Annotated in this window: 13 protein-coding genes and 1 other RNA gene; 11 read left to right on the top strand and 3 right to left on the bottom strand. The window is 72.2% G+C overall.

The genetic code is table 11. From position 1 onward, the window contains the following. On the top strand, positions 1–950 hold a 950-nt coding region (gene prfB / locus RIM90_RS21525; protein WP_309062380.1), incomplete at its 5' end, for a peptide chain release factor 2. A gap of 309 nt (positions 951–1,259) precedes the next feature. Beyond that, a complete protein-coding gene (locus RIM90_RS21520; protein WP_309062379.1) occupies positions 1,260–1,892 on the top strand; it encodes a hypothetical protein in 633 nt (210 codons plus the stop codon). Positions 1,893–2,012: 120 nt separating this feature from the next. Here RIM90_RS21520 and RIM90_RS21515 read toward each other — a convergent pair whose 3' ends face one another. Then, entirely contained in the window at positions 2,013–2,204 is a 192-nt protein-coding gene (locus RIM90_RS21515) for a hypothetical protein (protein ID WP_309062378.1), read from the bottom strand. 262 nt (positions 2,205–2,466) lie between these two features. On the opposite strand from RIM90_RS21515, the gene ftsE reads away from it, so the two are divergent. From ftsE to ssrA, 5 genes are all read left to right on the top strand, one after another. Beyond that, on the top strand, positions 2,467–3,156 hold the full coding sequence (ftsE, locus tag RIM90_RS21510; RefSeq protein ID WP_004987389.1) for a cell division ATP-binding protein FtsE: 690 nt from the start codon (positions 2,467–2,469) through the stop codon (positions 3,154–3,156). Positions 3,157–3,208: 52 nt separating this feature from the next. After that, positions 3,209–4,126: a permease-like cell division protein FtsX gene (ftsX, locus tag RIM90_RS21505; protein WP_309062377.1), complete on the top strand. Its 918-nt coding sequence runs from the start codon at positions 3,209–3,211 to the stop codon at positions 4,124–4,126. 68 nt (positions 4,127–4,194) lie between these two features. Further along, on the top strand, positions 4,195–5,355 hold the full coding sequence (locus RIM90_RS21500) for a S41 family peptidase (protein ID WP_309062376.1): 1,161 nt from the start codon (positions 4,195–4,197) through the stop codon (positions 5,353–5,355). A gap of 71 nt (positions 5,356–5,426) precedes the next feature. Beyond that, a complete protein-coding gene (smpB, locus tag RIM90_RS21495) occupies positions 5,427–5,906 on the top strand; it encodes an SsrA-binding protein SmpB (protein ID WP_260829037.1) in 480 nt (159 codons plus the stop codon). A 165-nt stretch (positions 5,907–6,071) separates the two neighbouring features. Next, positions 6,072–6,475, top strand: a transfer-messenger RNA (tmRNA) gene (gene ssrA, locus RIM90_RS21490). A gap of 95 nt (positions 6,476–6,570) precedes the next feature. Here the strand turns inward: ssrA and RIM90_RS21485 are convergent. Together RIM90_RS21485 and RIM90_RS21480 are read right to left on the bottom strand one after the other, a co-directional pair. Next, positions 6,571–7,581, bottom strand: a complete 1,011-nt coding sequence (locus RIM90_RS21485) for a LacI family DNA-binding transcriptional regulator (RefSeq protein ID WP_309062375.1) — start codon at positions 7,579–7,581, stop codon at positions 6,571–6,573. 101 nt (positions 7,582–7,682) lie between these two features. Then, on the bottom strand, positions 7,683–9,038 hold the full coding sequence (locus RIM90_RS21480; protein WP_309062374.1) for an MFS transporter: 1,356 nt from the start codon (positions 9,036–9,038) through the stop codon (positions 7,683–7,685). A gap of 83 nt (positions 9,039–9,121) precedes the next feature. On the opposite strand from RIM90_RS21480, the gene RIM90_RS21475 reads away from it, so the two are divergent. The 4 genes from RIM90_RS21475 to RIM90_RS21460 all read left to right on the top strand — a co-directional run bounded on the left by RIM90_RS21475 (position 9,122) and on the right by RIM90_RS21460 (position 15,128). Then, on the top strand, positions 9,122–10,090 hold the full coding sequence (locus RIM90_RS21475) for a LysR family transcriptional regulator (protein ID WP_309062373.1): 969 nt from the start codon (positions 9,122–9,124) through the stop codon (positions 10,088–10,090). Positions 10,091–10,270: 180 nt separating this feature from the next. Continuing rightward, positions 10,271–11,536, top strand: a complete 1,266-nt coding sequence (locus tag RIM90_RS21470) for a hypothetical protein (RefSeq protein ID WP_309062372.1) — start codon at positions 10,271–10,273, stop codon at positions 11,534–11,536. A gap of 50 nt (positions 11,537–11,586) precedes the next feature. Next, entirely contained in the window at positions 11,587–13,785 is a 2,199-nt protein-coding gene (locus RIM90_RS21465; RefSeq protein ID WP_309062371.1) for a polysaccharide deacetylase family protein, read from the top strand. Further along, on the top strand, positions 13,782–15,128 hold the full coding sequence (locus RIM90_RS21460) for an acyltransferase (protein WP_309062370.1): 1,347 nt from the start codon (positions 13,782–13,784) through the stop codon (positions 15,126–15,128). The genes RIM90_RS21465 and RIM90_RS21460 overlap by 4 nt, the downstream gene beginning before the upstream one ends. The last annotated feature ends 386 nt before the right edge of the window (positions 15,129–15,514 follow it).

The following is a 15,514-nucleotide window of genomic DNA, read 5'->3' as shown; positions in this document are numbered from 1 at the left end:
AGAAGATCACCAGCAAGCTCTCCCACCTCCAGGCCGAGGTGCGGAAGGCCGAGGCGCTGCGCGGCCGGATCGACGATCTCGCCGTGCTCTTCGAGATGGCCGAGGAGGAGGACGACCCGGACACCCGTGCCGAGGCCGAGTCCGAGCTCGCCGCCGTCAAGAAGGCGCTGGACGAGATGGAGGTCCGGACCCTGCTCAGCGGCGAGTACGACTCCCGCGAGGCGCTCGTCAACATCCGCGCCGAGGCCGGCGGCGTCGACGCCGCCGACTTCGCCGAGAAGCTCCAGCGCATGTACCTGCGCTGGGCCGAGCAGCGCGGCTACAAGACCGAACTGATCGAGACGTCGTACGCGGAGGAGGCCGGCATCAAGTCGACCACCTTCTCCGTCCAGGCGCCCTACGCCTACGGCACCCTCTCGGTCGAGCAGGGCACCCACCGCCTCGTGCGCATCTCGCCCTTCGACAACCAGGGCCGGCGCCAGACCTCCTTCGCCGGCGTCGAGGTGCTCCCCGTCGTCGAGCAGTCCGACCACGTCGACATCGACGAGTCCGACCTGCGCATCGACGTCTACCGCTCCTCCGGCCCCGGTGGCCAGGGCGTGAACACCACCGACTCCGCGGTGCGCATCACGCACCTCCCCACCGGCATCGTGGTCTCCTGCCAGAACGAGCGCTCCCAGATCCAGAACAAGGCCACGGCGATGAACGTCCTCCAGGCCAAGCTGCTGGAGCGGCGCCGCCAGGAGGAGCAGGCCAAGATGGACGCCCTCAAGGGCGACGGCGGCAACTCCTGGGGCAACCAGATGCGTTCGTACGTGCTGCACCCGTACCAGATGGTCAAGGACCTGCGCACGGAGTACGAGGTCGGCAACCCCGAGGCCGTGTTCAACGGCGAGATCGACGGCTTCCTGGAGGCCGGGATTCGCTGGCGCAAGCAGCAGGAGAAGTAGCCCTCCGCGCGAACGGCGCTTTGTCGACAAGGCAACTGCCCCCTTCTCGGGGGCAGTTGCCTTTCCTCTGTCGGGGATGTCTGGGTTTTACATCACACTCACGGCCTCGATGTTCGGCAAAGCGTGCGGAGCCGGACATCGCGTACGCAACGGCCTTGACGTTCTTTTGAAAAATCGGAAGGGTGAAGCGTGGCATGCGTATCTCTGGGGCGCATGTGAACCGGGGGGCGTTTCACCGCAGTTACCCCCGTTGATCACGGCCCCCGAGCGCCGCCTCATTGACGATGAGCTACTGGGGGTAGCAACCACATGACCAAGAAGACGCGGATCCGTGTCGCACGGATCGCGGCCGGCGCCGTGATCGCGGCCGGCGCCTCGCTCACCGCGGCCGGCGCGGCCTCCGCCCTCGAGATCGGCGTGAGCGCCGGGGCGAGCGAGGAGGGTCTCGACCTCGGTGTCGAGGCGGACCTCGACGACGCGGACCCGACCGGCGAGCCGACCCCGCCGACGACCCCGCCGACCACGATCCCCGAGGAGCCGCCGACCACGATCCCCGAGGAGCCCACCGGGGAGCCGACCACGCCGGAGGAGCCCACGGGCGAGCCCACCGAGCCGGAGGAGCCGAACGAGCCCACCGAGCCGGAGGAGCCGGCCGAGCCCACCGAGCCGGGCAACGGCAACGGTAATGGCGGTGGCAACGGCAGCGGCAACGCCGCCGACCCCGACGGTGGGGCCTCCACCCAGGAGCAGGGCTCCTCGGTGCTCACCGACACCGGCGACGAGGTGCCCGCCCCCGCCGCCCAGGGCGACGGCAAGGAGCTCGCCGAGACCGGTGCCATGGAGACCACCTTCCTGGTGATCGGTGCCGCCACGATGATCGCCGGCGGCATCGGCTTCCGGGTGCTGCCGCGCCTCATGACCGACCGGGGCGCCGCCGCCTGACGGTGGCCGCGCGCGTACGCAGCGTACGGATGACGTAGGCCGAGGGGCCCGGAGCGCCACCGCGCTCCGGGCCCCTCGTACGTCTCGTCCCCGGCCGGAGGGCCAGGTGTCGGGCGGGCGTCAGGCGGTCTGGTGGGCGAGCAGCGCCACCGCCGCGACCAGCATCACCAGCAGCGCGACCAGCGCCGTCGGGTTCAGTCCCGCGAAGAAGTTCTCCTGCTGCAGCCGCTCGCGGTTCGCACGGCACACCGGGCACCGGCCCTCGCTCACGGGCGCGGCGCAGTTCGCGCACACCAGCCGGTCATACGTCATGCGCTCGCCCTCCTCCCACCGGTTCCATCGACACAACGCCCGCGACCACGCGAACGTTCCCCTCCACTGTGCCAGGTTCCGCGGCAAACGGCGCGGCCCCCCGTATCCTGCCCCCGGCAGCGGGACCGCGCGGGTCCGCCGGGGCGCCGTACATCCGTCACAAAGGGAACATGTGTCGCGCAACCCCGGACGGTGACTGCGGTCGTCCTTCCGCTTCGCGTATGGTCACGCTCATCTACCCCCGGCTACCCGTGGTGCATCCGTGATCCGATTCGACAACGTGTCCAAGGTCTACCCCAAGCAGAACCGCCCTGCCCTCAGGGACGTCTCCCTGGAGGTCGAGAAGGGCGAGTTCGTGTTCCTCGTGGGGTCCTCCGGCTCCGGAAAGTCCACCTTCCTGCGGCTGATCCTCCGCGAGGAGCGGGCCAGCCACGGGCAGGTGCACGTCCTGGGCAAGGACCTCGCGCGCGTCTCCAACTGGAAGGTGCCGCAGATCCGGCGCCAGCTGGGGACGGTGTTCCAGGACTTCCGCCTGCTGCCGAACAAGACGGTCGCCGAGAACGTCGCCTTCGCGCAGGAGGTCATCGGCAAGTCGCGCGGCGAGATCCGCAAGTCCGTGCCGCAGGTGCTCGACCTCGTCGGCCTCGGCGGCAAGGAGGACCGGATGCCCGGCGAGCTCTCCGGCGGTGAGCAGCAGCGCGTCGCCATCGCGCGGGCCTTCGTCAACCGGCCCAAGCTGCTCATCTGCGACGAGCCCACCGGCAACCTCGACCCGCAGACCTCCGTCGGCATCATGAAGCTGCTCGACCGCATCAACCGGACGGGCACCACCGTGGTGATGGCGACGCACGACCAGAACATCGTGGACCAGATGCGCAAGCGCGTCATCGAGCTGGAGAAGGGCCGCCTCGTCCGCGACCAGGCGCGCGGCGTCTACGGCTACCAGCACTGATCACCTCCGATCGCGCCCCATCGCGTCCACGGAAAGGCCTGAAGGACCCGCCATGCGCGCCCAGTTCGTCCTGTCGGAGATCGGCGTCGGTCTCCGCCGCAATCTGACGATGACCTTCGCGGTCATCGTCTCCGTCGCCCTGTCGCTCGCCCTGTTCGGCGGGTCGCTCCTGATGAGCGACCAGGTCAACACCATGAAGGGCTACTGGTACGACAAGGTCAACGTCTCCATCTTCCTGTGCAACAAGAGTGACGCCGAGTCCGATCCGAACTGCGCCAAGGGCGCGGTGACCGAGGACCAGAAGAACCAGATCAAGACCGACCTGGAGAAGATGTCGGTCGTCGACACGGTCACGTACGAGTCGCAGGACGAGGCGTACAAGCACTACAAGGAGCAGTTCGGCGACTCCCCGCTGGCCAGTTCCCTCACGCCGGACCAGATGCAGGAGTCGTACCGCATCAAGCTGACGGACCCGGAGAAGTACCAGGTCATCGCGACCGCCTTCGACGGGCGTGACGGTGTGCAGTCGGTGCAGGACCAGAAGGGCATCCTGGACAACCTCTTCGGGCTGCTGAACGGCATGAACTGGGCCGCCCGCGCGGTGATGGCGCTCATGCTGGTCGTCGCCCTGATGCTGATCGTGAACACGGTGCGCGTCTCGGCGTTCAGCCGCCGCCGCGAGACCGGGATCATGCGCCTGGTCGGCGCCTCGGGCTTCTACATCCAGGCGCCGTTCATCATGGAGGCCGCGGTCGCCGGACTCATCGGCGGCACGCTCGCGTGCGGATTCCTCCTGCTCGGGCGGTACTTCATCATCGACCACGGCCTGGCCCTGTCCGAGAAGCTGAACCTGATCAACTTCATCGGCTGGGACGCCGTGCTGACGAAGCTGCCGCTCATCCTCGCCACGAGTCTGCTGATGCCCGCGTTGGCCGCGTTCTTCGCGTTGCGCAAGTATCTGAAGGTGTGATTCTTGCCCGGAGGGGGCGTGCGGCCAACCGGCCGTGCGTCCCTTCGCGTTGTCCTAGACTCACCGGCATGTCAGGTCGTGACCCGTTCTGTCAGCCCCCTCGCGTCCGCCGCGGGGCCGCCCTGACCCTGGTGTTCGCGAGCGTGCTCGTCGCCGGCGCCGCCACCGGCAACCTGCCCGGGTCCGGCCGGGGGACCGCGTCCGACGAGGCCCGTCCGGCCGCACCCGCCGGGCACCACACGGCCGTCACCAGGGCGGCCGAGGAGGCCGTGGCCGACGGCACGTCCCCCGTGGAGGCCGCCGAGCGCGCCGTCAGCCGCAGCGGGGACCGCTGGGCCGCCGTCTACTCCCCGGGCGAGTACGAGGAGTTCGAGGAGGCCCTGGACGGCCGGTACACCGGTGTCGGCCTGTGGGCCCGCGAGCGGAACGGGCGTATCGAGGTGACGAAGGTCGGCAGCGGCACCCCCGCCGCCGACGCCGGGATCCGCGTGGGCGACCGGCTGCGCAGCGTCGACGGCGAGAAGGTCGACGGACGCCCCGTCACCGAGGTGGTCTCCTTACTGCGCGGGGACGGCACCGGTGAGTCCGCCGGCACCACCGTCCGCCTCGGTCTGGAGCGCGGCACCCGCGCGTGGAGCGAGACCCTGCGCCGGGCCCGGCTGTCCCGCGACACGGTCACCGTCCGGGACATCGCCGACCGGGTCACCGTCGTCGAGGTCGCCGCCTTCACCAAGGGCTCCGGCGACGAGGTCCGCACCGCCGTGCGGCGGGCCCCGGCCGGCGCCGGGATCGTCCTCGACCTGCGCGGCAACTCCGGCGGTCTGGTCGCCGAGGCGGTCACCGCGGCCTCCGCCTTCCTCGACGGCGGACTGGTCGCCACCTACGACGTCGAGGGCGAGCAGCGCGCCCTGCACGCCGAGCCCGGCGGCGACACCACCAGGCCCCTGGTCGCGCTCGTCGACGGCGGGACGATGAGCGCGGCCGAGCTCCTCACCGGCGCCCTGCAGGACCGCGGACGGGCGGTCGTCGTGGGCTCCCGCACCTTCGGCAAGGGCTCGGTCCAGATGCCGACCCCGCTGCCCGACGGCTCCGTCGCCGAACTGACCGTCGGTCACTACCGCACCCCCTCCGGCCGGAGCGTCGACGGCCGCGGCCTCACCCCCGACCTGGAGGCCGACGACGAGGCGCTCGAGCGGGCCGAGACGGTCCTCAGCGGCCTGGGCCGGTAGCACCGGCACCGCGCCGGGTCGGTAATCGGCTTCCCGCGGACCCCCTCCGTAGTGCGAAAATGGGCGGCACTATGGCTAAGGAAAAAGGGCGCAAGCTGATCGCGCAGAACAAGAAGGCGCGGCACGACTACCTCATCATCGACACCTACGAGGCCGGTCTGGTCCTCACCGGGACCGAGGTGAAGTCGCTGCGTCAGGGCCGGGCGTCGCTGGTCGACGGCTTCGTCCAGCTGACCGACCACGAGGCGTGGCTGCACAACGTGCACGTCCCGGAGTACAGCCAGGGCACCTGGACCAACCACAGCGCCCGGCGCAAGCGCAAGCTGCTGCTGCACCGCGAGGAGATCGACAAGCTGGAGTCGAAGTCCCAGGAGACCGGCCACACCATCGTGCCGCTCTCCCTGTACTTCAAGGACGGCCGCGCGAAGATCGAGATCGCGCTGGCCAAGGGCAAGAAGGAGTACGACAAGCGCCAGACGCTGCGCGAGAAGCAGGACCGGCGCGAGGCCGAGCGGGCGATCTCGGCGGTCCGCAGGAAGCAGCGCGCCTGAGCGGGAACACATCGGCACCGGGCGGCGTTGAATCCGGTACCACGGCGGGGTGACCCGCCGGAAACGGCGGGACGACCGCCGGGAATACGGTGGCATCGTCGGGCGTCGGTCGCGTACGATGGCACCTGCACCTCACCGTGGGTGCGCACCTTGAGAAATCAACATGGGGATGATCGGTTTCGACAGCGGCTGTCGAAGCAGGGGAAGCGTGTCGAGGAAGCGGCCATGATCTCGTAAACCACAGGCCGAAAAAAATAATCGCCAATTCCAAGCGATCCATCTCCCAGGGCGAGCTCGCCCTCGCTGCCTGATCTTCAGGTAGCGAGCAGCGGCTCCCCTACTTAAGGGAGTGTCAGCCCGGGGGTGTTCCCGACCCGGATCCTGGCATCATCTAGGGAACTAAACCTTGATCCCGGTCACGGGGTGAAGAGGGAAAACACACAGTGACTGAGCCCGTCGGAGACTTGTCGGCGTGATCTCCGGGGCCGAGAAAAGCACAGCCGACTGCACACGGAGAAGCCCTGGTTCCGCACCGTTGGACGCGGGTTCGATTCCCGCCATCTCCACTCCACCCCATGTGGGCACAGGCCCCGTCGCTCAGAGCGGCGGGGCCTGTGTCGTGCCGGGCCCTTGTCATGTGGCTGTCATGCGACTCGTACGGCTGTCACGCGGCCGCCCGCGCCGCCGTGCTGGCCCGCTCCGTCAGGCGGGGCGGCAGCAGGGTGGTCCCCGGTACGGGGGTGCCGGACAGCTTCCGCACCAGCAGGTGCACCGCGCGGGTGCCCAGCTCCGCGGACGGCACGGCGACCGAGGTGACCGGGACGCGGGCCGAGGCCGCGACGGGGGCGGGGCAGACGGCGATGAGGGACAGGTCGCCGGGGACGCGCAGGCCGAGCCGCTCGAAGGCGTCGATCAGCGGGTCGAGGAGCGGTTCGTTGTGCACGACCACCCCGGTCAGCGCCGGCTGCTCGCGCAGCAGCCGCTCGGCGATCGCGCGGGCGGCGTCCCGGCCGGTTCCGCACGGGTGCACCGCGGAGGTGAGCCGGTGCCGGTCGGCGGCGGACGTGAAGCCCTGCACGAGCCGCCGTGCGAACGCGGTCCGCCGTACGTACACCTCCGGGGGCGAGCCGACCAGCGCCACCACCCGGTGGCCGAGCCGCGCCAGATGGTCCACGCACAGCTCACCGGCCGCCCGGAAATCCAGGTCGACACAGGTCAGCCCGTCCGGTTCGGCGGGGACGCCGATCAGCACGGACGGCAGGGACAGCGAGCGCAGCAACGGCAGCCGGGGGTCCTGGAGCTGTACGTCCATCACCACCACCGCGTCCGCCAGCCCCGCGGCCGCGACGCGCCCGATGCCCTCCTCGCCCTCGCCCTGGGTGAGCAGCAGCACGTCGTGGTCGTGGGCGCGGGCGGCGGTGACCACCGACACCGCGAACTGCGTGACCACCGGCACGTGGACGCCGGAGCGCAGCGGGACCGCGAGGGCCAGCACCTTCGACCGGCGGTCGGCCGGGGGACGGCCGATGGCGTGCGGACGGTAGCCCAGCTCGCGGACGGCGGCCTGGACGCGCCGCCGGGTGGCGTCGGAGATCGGACGCTTGCCGCTGAGCGCGTACGAGACCGTGCTCGGGGAGACCCCGGCGCGCCGGGCCACGTCCGTGATCTTCACCATCGGGGGTCCTCACCTGGCACTGTCCGTGGGGGATGCCGAAGGGGGCGAAGCACCCGTCGAAGCGCTTCGACGGGTGAAGGTATGTGCGGGGCGCGGGGCCGTCAATGGGGTGCGCGGGAATCCGCGGGGCGGTTCGACGGCTCGAACGGGAAGCGGTTCGACCGCCCGAACAGGGCGGCGGAGACGATCAGGGCGGTCGCGGCCGCCGCCACCGGAACGCCGTACCCGGCAGTCGCCGAGACGTGCTCCACCGTCCAGCCGCCGGCCGCGCTGCCGCAGGCGATCCCGCCGAGCAGACCGGTCACCGCGAGCGTCATGCCCTCGTTCAGCCGGCCCTCGGGGGTGTACCGCTGGACCAGGGTCATGGTGGTCACCATCGTCGGGGCCGTGGCCATGCCGGCCAGCAGGAGCGTCCCCGCCAGCACCGGGAGCGAGCCGGTCAGGCCGGCCGCGAGCAGCGGCAGGGTCATCAGCGCGGTCATCGCGGCCAGGCACCACGGCAGCCGGGCCCGCGCGGGCCCGGCGGGGCGTATCGCGCCGTACAGCAGGCCCGCCGCGCAGGAGCCGGCCGCCTGGAGCGCGAGCACCGCACCGGCCGCGGAGCGGTGCCCCCGGTCGTCCGCGAACGCGAGGGTGACGACCTCCAGCGAACCGAACACCGCACCCGTCGCCAGGCACACGGCGAGCAGCGGCCGCATGCCGGGGACCCGGAAGGGGGCGCCGCCGGGCGCGCGCCGCGCGACCGGCGGCTCGGTGGACCGCTGGGCGGTGAACAGCAGCACGCCCGCCAGCAGCAGCACGGCCCCCACGAGGGTGCCCGCCTCCGGGAAGAACGCCCCGCACAGGAAGGCCGCGAGCACCGGGCCGAGCATGAAGCACAACTCGTCCGCGGCCTGCTCGAAGGAGTTCGCGGTGTGCAGGGCCTCGGCGTCCCCCTTCAGCAGGTGGGCCCAGCGGGCCCGGGACATCCCGCCGGTGTTGGGGGTCGTGGCGGTGGCGGCGTAGGAGGCGAACAGGGTCCAGTCCGGGGCGTCGTGGCGCACGCAGAGCAGCAGGGCGAGGGAGCCCAGCACGGCGAACACCGTGGCGGGCAGGGCGACGCGGGCCTGCCCGTACCGGTCGACCAGGCGCGCGGTCCACGGGGCGACCACCGCGGTCGCCGCCAGGCCCGTCGCGGTGACGGCACCGGCGAGGGCGTACGAATCGCGCGTCCCGGCGATCATCACGACCGCGCTCACGCTGAACATGCCCATCGGCAGCCGGGCGATGAGGTTGCCGGCCGTGAACGCACGGGTGCCGGGCAGCGCGAAGAGCCGCCGGTACGGGCCCTCCTCCCGGCTGCCCGGCCGGCTGTCCTCCCGGCCGTCGGCCCGGCCGCGCGGGCCGAGGTCGGCGGCGACGAGGGTGTCGGAGGTGACGGTGAGCAGGACGGCGTCCCGGGGGTTCGGCTGAGGCATGCCCCCACCGTCGCCCGTGATCGCGCGGGCGGTCCAACACCTTCCCGGTGCCGATTCACGCACCCGTGTTGTAGGTTCGCGGGGTGTCCGCCCCCGCCCACCTCGACCCCCGCCTCCTGCGCGCCTTCGTCACCGTCGCCGAGGAACTGCACTTCACCCGCGCCGCCGTGCGCCTCTACGTCGCCCAGCAGGCGCTCAGCCGGGACGTGCGGCGGCTGGAACGGGAGCTGGGCAGCGAGCTGTTCGTCCGGACCACCCGCCAGGTGACGCTCACCGCCGACGGCGAGCGGCTGCTGCCGTACGCGCGCCGGGTGCTCCAGGCGCAGGACGACCTGCTCGCCGCCGCCGGGCAGGCCCGGCCCCTGCTGGTGGACCTCAACTCGCCGGGCCTGGAGACCCCGCGCCGGGTGCTGCACCGGGCCCGCGAACTCGCCCCCGGACACGAGCTGATGGCCCGTTACGAGAGCGGGCTGACCTGGGCGGCGGGGGAGGTGCTCGCCGGGCGGCTCGACGCGTCGTTCGGACGGTTCGCGGGACTCCCCCCGGCGCTGCGGGCCGGGCTCGGCCACCAGCCCGTGCGCTACGAGCCGATGGCGGTCGTGCTGCCCGAGGACCACCGGCTCGCCTCCCTGCCCGAGGTGCCGCTCGCCGCGCTGGCCGGCGAGACGGTGTACGCCGGGGCCGGGAACCCGCGTACGCCGGAGTGGACGGATCTCGCCCGGCTGCTGTTCGAGGGGCGGGGCATCGCGCTCGCGCCGCCCGCCCCGCTGGCCGTCGGGGACGAGGAGTTCCAGCGGCTCATGGCCAGGACGCGCCATCCGATCCTCGCCGTGGTGGACTTCCCGGAGCTGCCCGCGACCGTGCTGCGCCCTCTCGTCGACCCGGTTCCGCTGTCACCTGTGTCACTGGTGTGGCGAAAAGGCCTGGTTCATCCCGCTCTGGACGGACTCCGACGGGCCGCGGCCGTCCTCGCCGCCGAGGAGGGCTGGCTGGAGCGGCCCGAGAGGGGATGGATTCCGGCCGACGACGCCGCCGTGATGACGACTGTGTGATGTCTCACCCCTGCTGCGAAAGGGCACGCGGCGAACACACCTCCTCCGCGTGCGCTACATTCGTCGCCCGAGCACTGTGTGGTAAACGGGGCGCTCGGAACGGGTGGGGGCCCGATCCGGCGACGAGTGCTCGGGTCGTACGCGCACCCGGAACCATCCCGTGGGGGGAAGTGCGCGCGCGTGGAAAAATGGCGAGAAGACGCCCAACCGGAACGGCTCGATGCCGCAGGGGCGTTCGAGGAGTTCCCGGAGAACGACGAGGACCGGGACCGGAGTGACACGCGCCTCCTCCCCAGGAGTGGCGGCTCCGCCGAACCTGGAGCGAAGGACGGTGCGGACATTTACGAGGCCGACCCCGACGCCGGTGCCGAGGCCGGCGCCGGCTTCGACTCCCTCGAGGACCGCTGGGCCCGTCTCGGGGTCCTCTCCGGCGGGAACGACAGGACCCAGGTCCTGAGCGGCGCCTCCCGCCTCGCGGATCCCCCCGCGGCCACGGACGGCACGGCGCCCGCGGGCGACCGCGAGGACGCCCGGGGGGGCGCGGACCGCACCGCGCCCGCGAGCGGTGAGCACGCGGACGATCCGTGGGACGCCGAGCGCACCACGGCCCTGCGGGTCCCCCGCCCCCGCGTCCCCGGTGCTCCCGGCGTCAGGGTGACATGGCCCTCCTCCCCGGCGGGCCCCCGCACCCCTGCCCGTGACCCCTGGCAGGAAGAGGCCGCCGAGTCCGCCGCGGCCACCCATGACCCGCATGAAGTGACGGTTCAGCTCGACGCCGTGCAGTTCGGGGAAGGCGGCGTGCTGCACCGGTCGCCGGGCCGGGCGGGCGAGGGGCAGGACGCCTCCGGCGGGCCCGTGTTCGTCGACGAGTCCGGCCGCCGCAGCCGTCTCTACCGCCGCATAGGCCTGGCCATCGGCCTCGCCTGCGCGGCGTACGCCGTCGTCATGGTCGCCACGCTGCTGTCCGGCAACTCCGACGCCCCCTGGATGCCCGTCCCCGACCAGCAGGAGCAGCCCGCGGGGAAGGTCGGGACCTCGCCGCAGCCCGCGGAGACGGACGCCACCCCCGGCTCCGGCAGCAGCCTCGCCCCGGACGGCACGCCGACCACCGGCGCCCCCACGCTGCCCGCGCCCGGCGCCACCGCCCCCGCACCCGGCACCACCGGCGCCGTGGACGGGCCGGACACGACCGTCGCCCCGACGCCGGCGGAGACCCGGAAGAACCCCACGAACCCGGGCGCGGGCGACGACGTCGTCGCCCCCACGGTCCCGGACGAAACCCCGATCACACCGGTCCCCGACCCGCCCGCGACGGACGGCCCCGCCCCCGGGACGACCGCGCCCACGGGCGGCGGTGACGGCGGTGACGGCGGTGACACCGGCACCGACGACCTCGCCGGCGCTCCCGCCGGCCCGCCGGCCGCCGCCGAGAGCCCCGCCACGTAGTCGGAACCGCCCGTCCCCCCTGCCGCACCGTCCCCGGAGAACGTCCTCTGATGGCATCCCGCACCCACCGTCGCGGGGCCGCGCGCCCAGCCCGTGGCGGCTCCCCGCGCCGCCGCCTGCCCCTGCGCCTGCTGCTCCCGCTGCTCGTCCTCGTCGCCCTGGCGGCGATGCTCATGCTGCGCGGATACGTGCACAGCGAGATCCTCGCCGACCACCGCGTCCAGTCGCCCGCCCCCACCGACCGGGTGCCGGAGGAGATCCTCGAGGGCGGCCCGGTCATCGACGCCCGCGCCGGCCGCACCGAGAGCCTGAGCGTGCCCGACCAGCGACTGGTCCTCACCTTCGACGACGGCCCGGACCCGACCTGGACGCCGAGGGTGCTGGACGTGCTGAAGAAGCACGACGCGCACGCGGTCTTCTTCGTCACCGGCACCATGGCCTCCCGCTACCCGGACCTCGTCAAGCGCATGGTCGACGAGGGCCACGAGATCGGCCTGCACACCTTCAACCACCCCGACCTCTCCCTGCAGTCCAAGAAGCGCATCGACTGGGAGCTGTCGCAGAACCAGCTGGCGATCACCGGTGCCGCCGGCATCCGCACCTCGCTCTTCCGCCCGCCGTACTCCTCCTTCGCCGGCGCCATGGACAACAAGACCTGGCCGGTCACCCAGTACATCGGCAGCCGCGGTTACCTCACCGTCGTCAACAACACCGACAGCGAGGACTGGAAGCGGCCCGGCGTCGACGAGATCATCCGCCGCGCCACGCCGGAGAACGGCGAGGGCGCCATCGTCCTGATGCACGACTCCGGCGGCGACCGCAGCCAGACCGTCGCGGCGCTGGACAGGTTCCTGCCCGACCTGAAGGAGCGGGGCTACGAGTTCGACAACCTCACCGAGGCCCTGGACGCGCCCAGCGCGCACAGCCCGGTCACCGGCGCCGACCTGTGGAAGGGCAAGGCGTGGATCTTCCTGGTCCAGGCCTCGGAGAAGATCACCGACGTCCTGGTGGTGGGCCTGGCGATCATCGGCACCCTGGTCATCGGCCGCTTCGTGCTCATGCTGCTGCTCTCCGGCGCCCACGCCCGCCGGGTCCGCCGCAAGGGCTTCCGCTGGGGCCCGCCGGTCACCGAACCGGTGACGGTGCTGGTCCCGGCGTACAACGAGGCCAAGTGCATCGAGAACACCGTCCGTTCCCTGATGGCCAGCGACCACCCGATCGAGATCCTCGTCATCGACGACGGCTCCACCGACGGCACCGCCCGCATCGTCGAGTCCCTGGGCCTGCCCAACGTGCGGGTGATCCGCCAGCTCAACGCGGGCAAGCCGGCGGCGCTCAACCGGGGCCTGGCCAACGCCCGTCACGACATCGTCGTCATGATGGACGGCGACACGGTCTTCGAACCGTCCACCGTCCGCGAACTCGTCCAGCCCTTCGGCGACCCGAGGGTGGGCGCCGTGGCGGGCAACGCGAAGGTCGGCAACAAGGACAGCCTCATCGGCGCCTGGCAGCACATCGAGTACGTGATGGGCTTCAACCTGGACCGCCGCATGTACGACGTCCTGGGCTGCATGCCGACCATCCCGGGCGCCGTGGGAGCCTTCCGGCGCTCGGCGCTGGAGCCGATCGGCGGCATGAGCGACGACACGCTCGCCGAGGACACCGACGTCACCATGGCGCTGCACCGCGCCGGCTGGCGCGTGGTCTACGCCGAGAACGCCCGCGCCTGGACCGAGGCCCCCGAGACGGTCCAGCAGTTGTGGTCCCAGCGCTACCGCTGGTCGTACGGCACCATGCAGGCCATCTGGAAGCACCGCCGCGCCGTCATCGAGAAGGGCCCCTCGGGCCGCTTCGGCCGCGTGGGCCTGCCCTTCGTCTCCCTGTTCATGGTCCTGGCCCCGCTGCTGGCCCCGCTGATCGACGTGTTCCTGGTGTACGGGCTCGTGTTCGGCCCGACCGAGAAGACGATCGTGGCGTGGCTGGGCGTCCTGGCCATCCAGGCGGTCTGCGCGGCGTACGCCTTCCGCCTCGACCGCGAACGCATGACCCACCTCATCTCGCTGCCGCTGCAGCAGATCCTCTACCGCCAGCTCATGTACGTCGTGCTGCTCCAGTCCTGGATCACCGCGCTCACCGGCGGCCGCCTGCGCTGGCAGAAGCTGCGGCGCACCGGTGTCGTCGAGGCGCCCGGCGGCTCCGTGCCGCGCCAGCGTTCGCAGAGCAGCGATGATCGGAGGCCCGTGGCATGACCCACGGATACACGACCGGCACGGGCCCGGAGCCGGCCGGCCCGTACGGCCCCTACGGAACCCCGCACGCGGGGGACCCGACCGGGGCCGCGGGGATGCCGTACGCCGTCCCGCGACAGCGCACGGCCGAGCCCGCACCCGCACCGGATCCCGCCGCCGCGCCGGCCGCTCCCGAGAAGCCGGGCCGGGACCGGTACCTCGACCTGCTGCGCTCCATAGCCCTGGTCCGCGTCGTGGTCTACCACCTCTTCGGCTGGGCCTGGCTGACGGTGCTGTTCCCGTCGATGGGCGTGATGTTCGCGCTGGCGGGCTCGCTGATGGCGCGTTCGCTGAACCGTCCGGCGGTGAGCGTGGTCCGCGGCCGGCTCCGCCGTCTCCTGCCGCCCCTGTGGGCGTTCGCCGCGGTCGTGCTGACGATGATGTTCCTGAACGGCTGGAACCCGGCGAAGGACCCGGACCACGGTGACACCTGGGGCCTGATCGGGCTGTTCAACTACCTCGTCCCGATCGGCGCCCCGCCCTACCCCTGGCACATCGGCTCCCCGTCGGGCCTGCTGGAGGACACCTGGGCGGTGCAGGCGGCGGGACCGCTGTGGTACCTGCGCGCCTACCTGTGGTTCGTCCTCGCGTCGCCGCTGCTGCTCTGGCTGTTCCGCCGGGCCCCCTGGCCGACCCTGCTCGCCCCGCTGGGCCTGACGGCGGTCGTCGGCACGGGCCTGGTGACCATCCCCGGCGAAACGGGCAACGCGGTCACCGACTTCGCGGTCTACGGCGGCTGCTGGGTGCTGGGCTTCGCCCACCAGGAAGGCCTGCTGAAGCAGATCCCGCGGTACGTCTCCGTCTCCTGCGCGTCCCTGGTGATGGCCTTCGGCCTGTGGTGGGCCTCGAACCACCTGGGCCCCGACGGCTGGGACCTCAACGACATCCCGCTGGCCCAGGCCACCTGGTCGTTCGGCTTCGTCGTGATCCTGCTCCAGTACTCCCCGTCGTGGCGGGAACTCCCCGGCCGGCTGAAGAGGTGGGACAGGCTGGTGACCCTGTCCAACAACCGGGCGGTCACCATCTACCTGTGGCACAACCTGCTGATCATGGCGACGATCCCGATCGTCGACCTGCTGTACCGCCTGCCGTTCATGCAGAGCGAGCGCGGGGTGGAAGCCCTCAGCAGCACGTACACGATCTGGATGTTCGCCCTGGTCTGGCCGCTCATCGGCCTGATGGTCCTCGCGGTCGGCTGGGTCGAGGACCTCGCGGCGAAGCGGAGGCCGCGCCTGTGGCCGAACGGCGCGAAGCGCTCCGCGGGCCGGCGGAGCGGCAGGACCGGCGCGGCGCACCGCGGCTGACGTCAGGGACGGTCCGCGCGGCCCCGGCTGTCCGGTGGCCGCGGGGTCCGCTTCTTGGCCGGTGTCGTGCTTCCGCGGCCCGCCTCGAGGGCGCTTCGCGTCGGCTCCGCCGATGGGCCTGGCGGCCCGGACGGCCCCAGCAGCCCCCGACGCCGTACGCCCAGCCCGTCCCGGGCCCCTGCGCCCAGCCGCAGCCGCCGTACCCGCGGCAGCAGACGCCCCAGCAGCCTCAGCACCCCCAGCAGAACCCTTACTGGCAGCCCCCGCGGCGCTGACCCCACCGCGCGGGGCCGGGCACCTCTCATCCCGTCCCCGCCGGAGGTGAGAGCAACGTTCCCCGCCGGTCACCGTGGGCCACAGACCGGAAACGCTCCCTCCCTACCTTC

Source organism: Streptomyces sp. (genome assembly GCF_031181555.1).
Taxonomy (GTDB): domain Bacteria; phylum Actinomycetota; class Actinomycetes; order Streptomycetales; family Streptomycetaceae; genus Streptomyces; species Streptomyces fimbriatus.
The sequence above is the reverse complement of the archived record's forward strand: the minus strand, read 5'-3'. Positions and strand labels throughout refer to the sequence as shown.

What these genes read in the sequence shown, in the direction of transcription:
- RIM90_RS21515 (WP_309062378.1), bottom strand. Translation starts at nt 2,204, where the DNA reads ATGACGTATGACCGGCTGGTGTGCGCGAACTGCGCCGCGCCCGTGAGC.
- ftsX (WP_309062377.1), top strand. Translation starts at nt 3,209, where the DNA reads ATGCGCGCCCAGTTCGTCCTGTCGGAGATCGGCGTCGGTCTCCGCCGC.
- RIM90_RS21460 (WP_309062370.1), top strand. Translation starts at nt 13,782, where the DNA reads ATGACCCACGGATACACGACCGGCACGGGCCCGGAGCCGGCCGGCCCG.
- RIM90_RS21500 (WP_309062376.1), top strand. Translation starts at nt 4,195, where the DNA reads ATGTCAGGTCGTGACCCGTTCTGTCAGCCCCCTCGCGTCCGCCGCGGG.
- RIM90_RS21480 (WP_309062374.1), bottom strand. Translation starts at nt 9,038, where the DNA reads ATGCCTCAGCCGAACCCCCGGGACGCCGTCCTGCTCACCGTCACCTCC.
- smpB (WP_260829037.1), top strand. Translation starts at nt 5,427, where the DNA reads ATGGCTAAGGAAAAAGGGCGCAAGCTGATCGCGCAGAACAAGAAGGCG.
- RIM90_RS21520 (WP_309062379.1), top strand. Translation starts at nt 1,260, where the DNA reads ATGACCAAGAAGACGCGGATCCGTGTCGCACGGATCGCGGCCGGCGCC.
- RIM90_RS21485 (WP_309062375.1), bottom strand. Translation starts at nt 7,581, where the DNA reads ATGGTGAAGATCACGGACGTGGCCCGGCGCGCCGGGGTCTCCCCGAGC.
- RIM90_RS21465 (WP_309062371.1), top strand. Translation starts at nt 11,587, where the DNA reads ATGGCATCCCGCACCCACCGTCGCGGGGCCGCGCGCCCAGCCCGTGGC.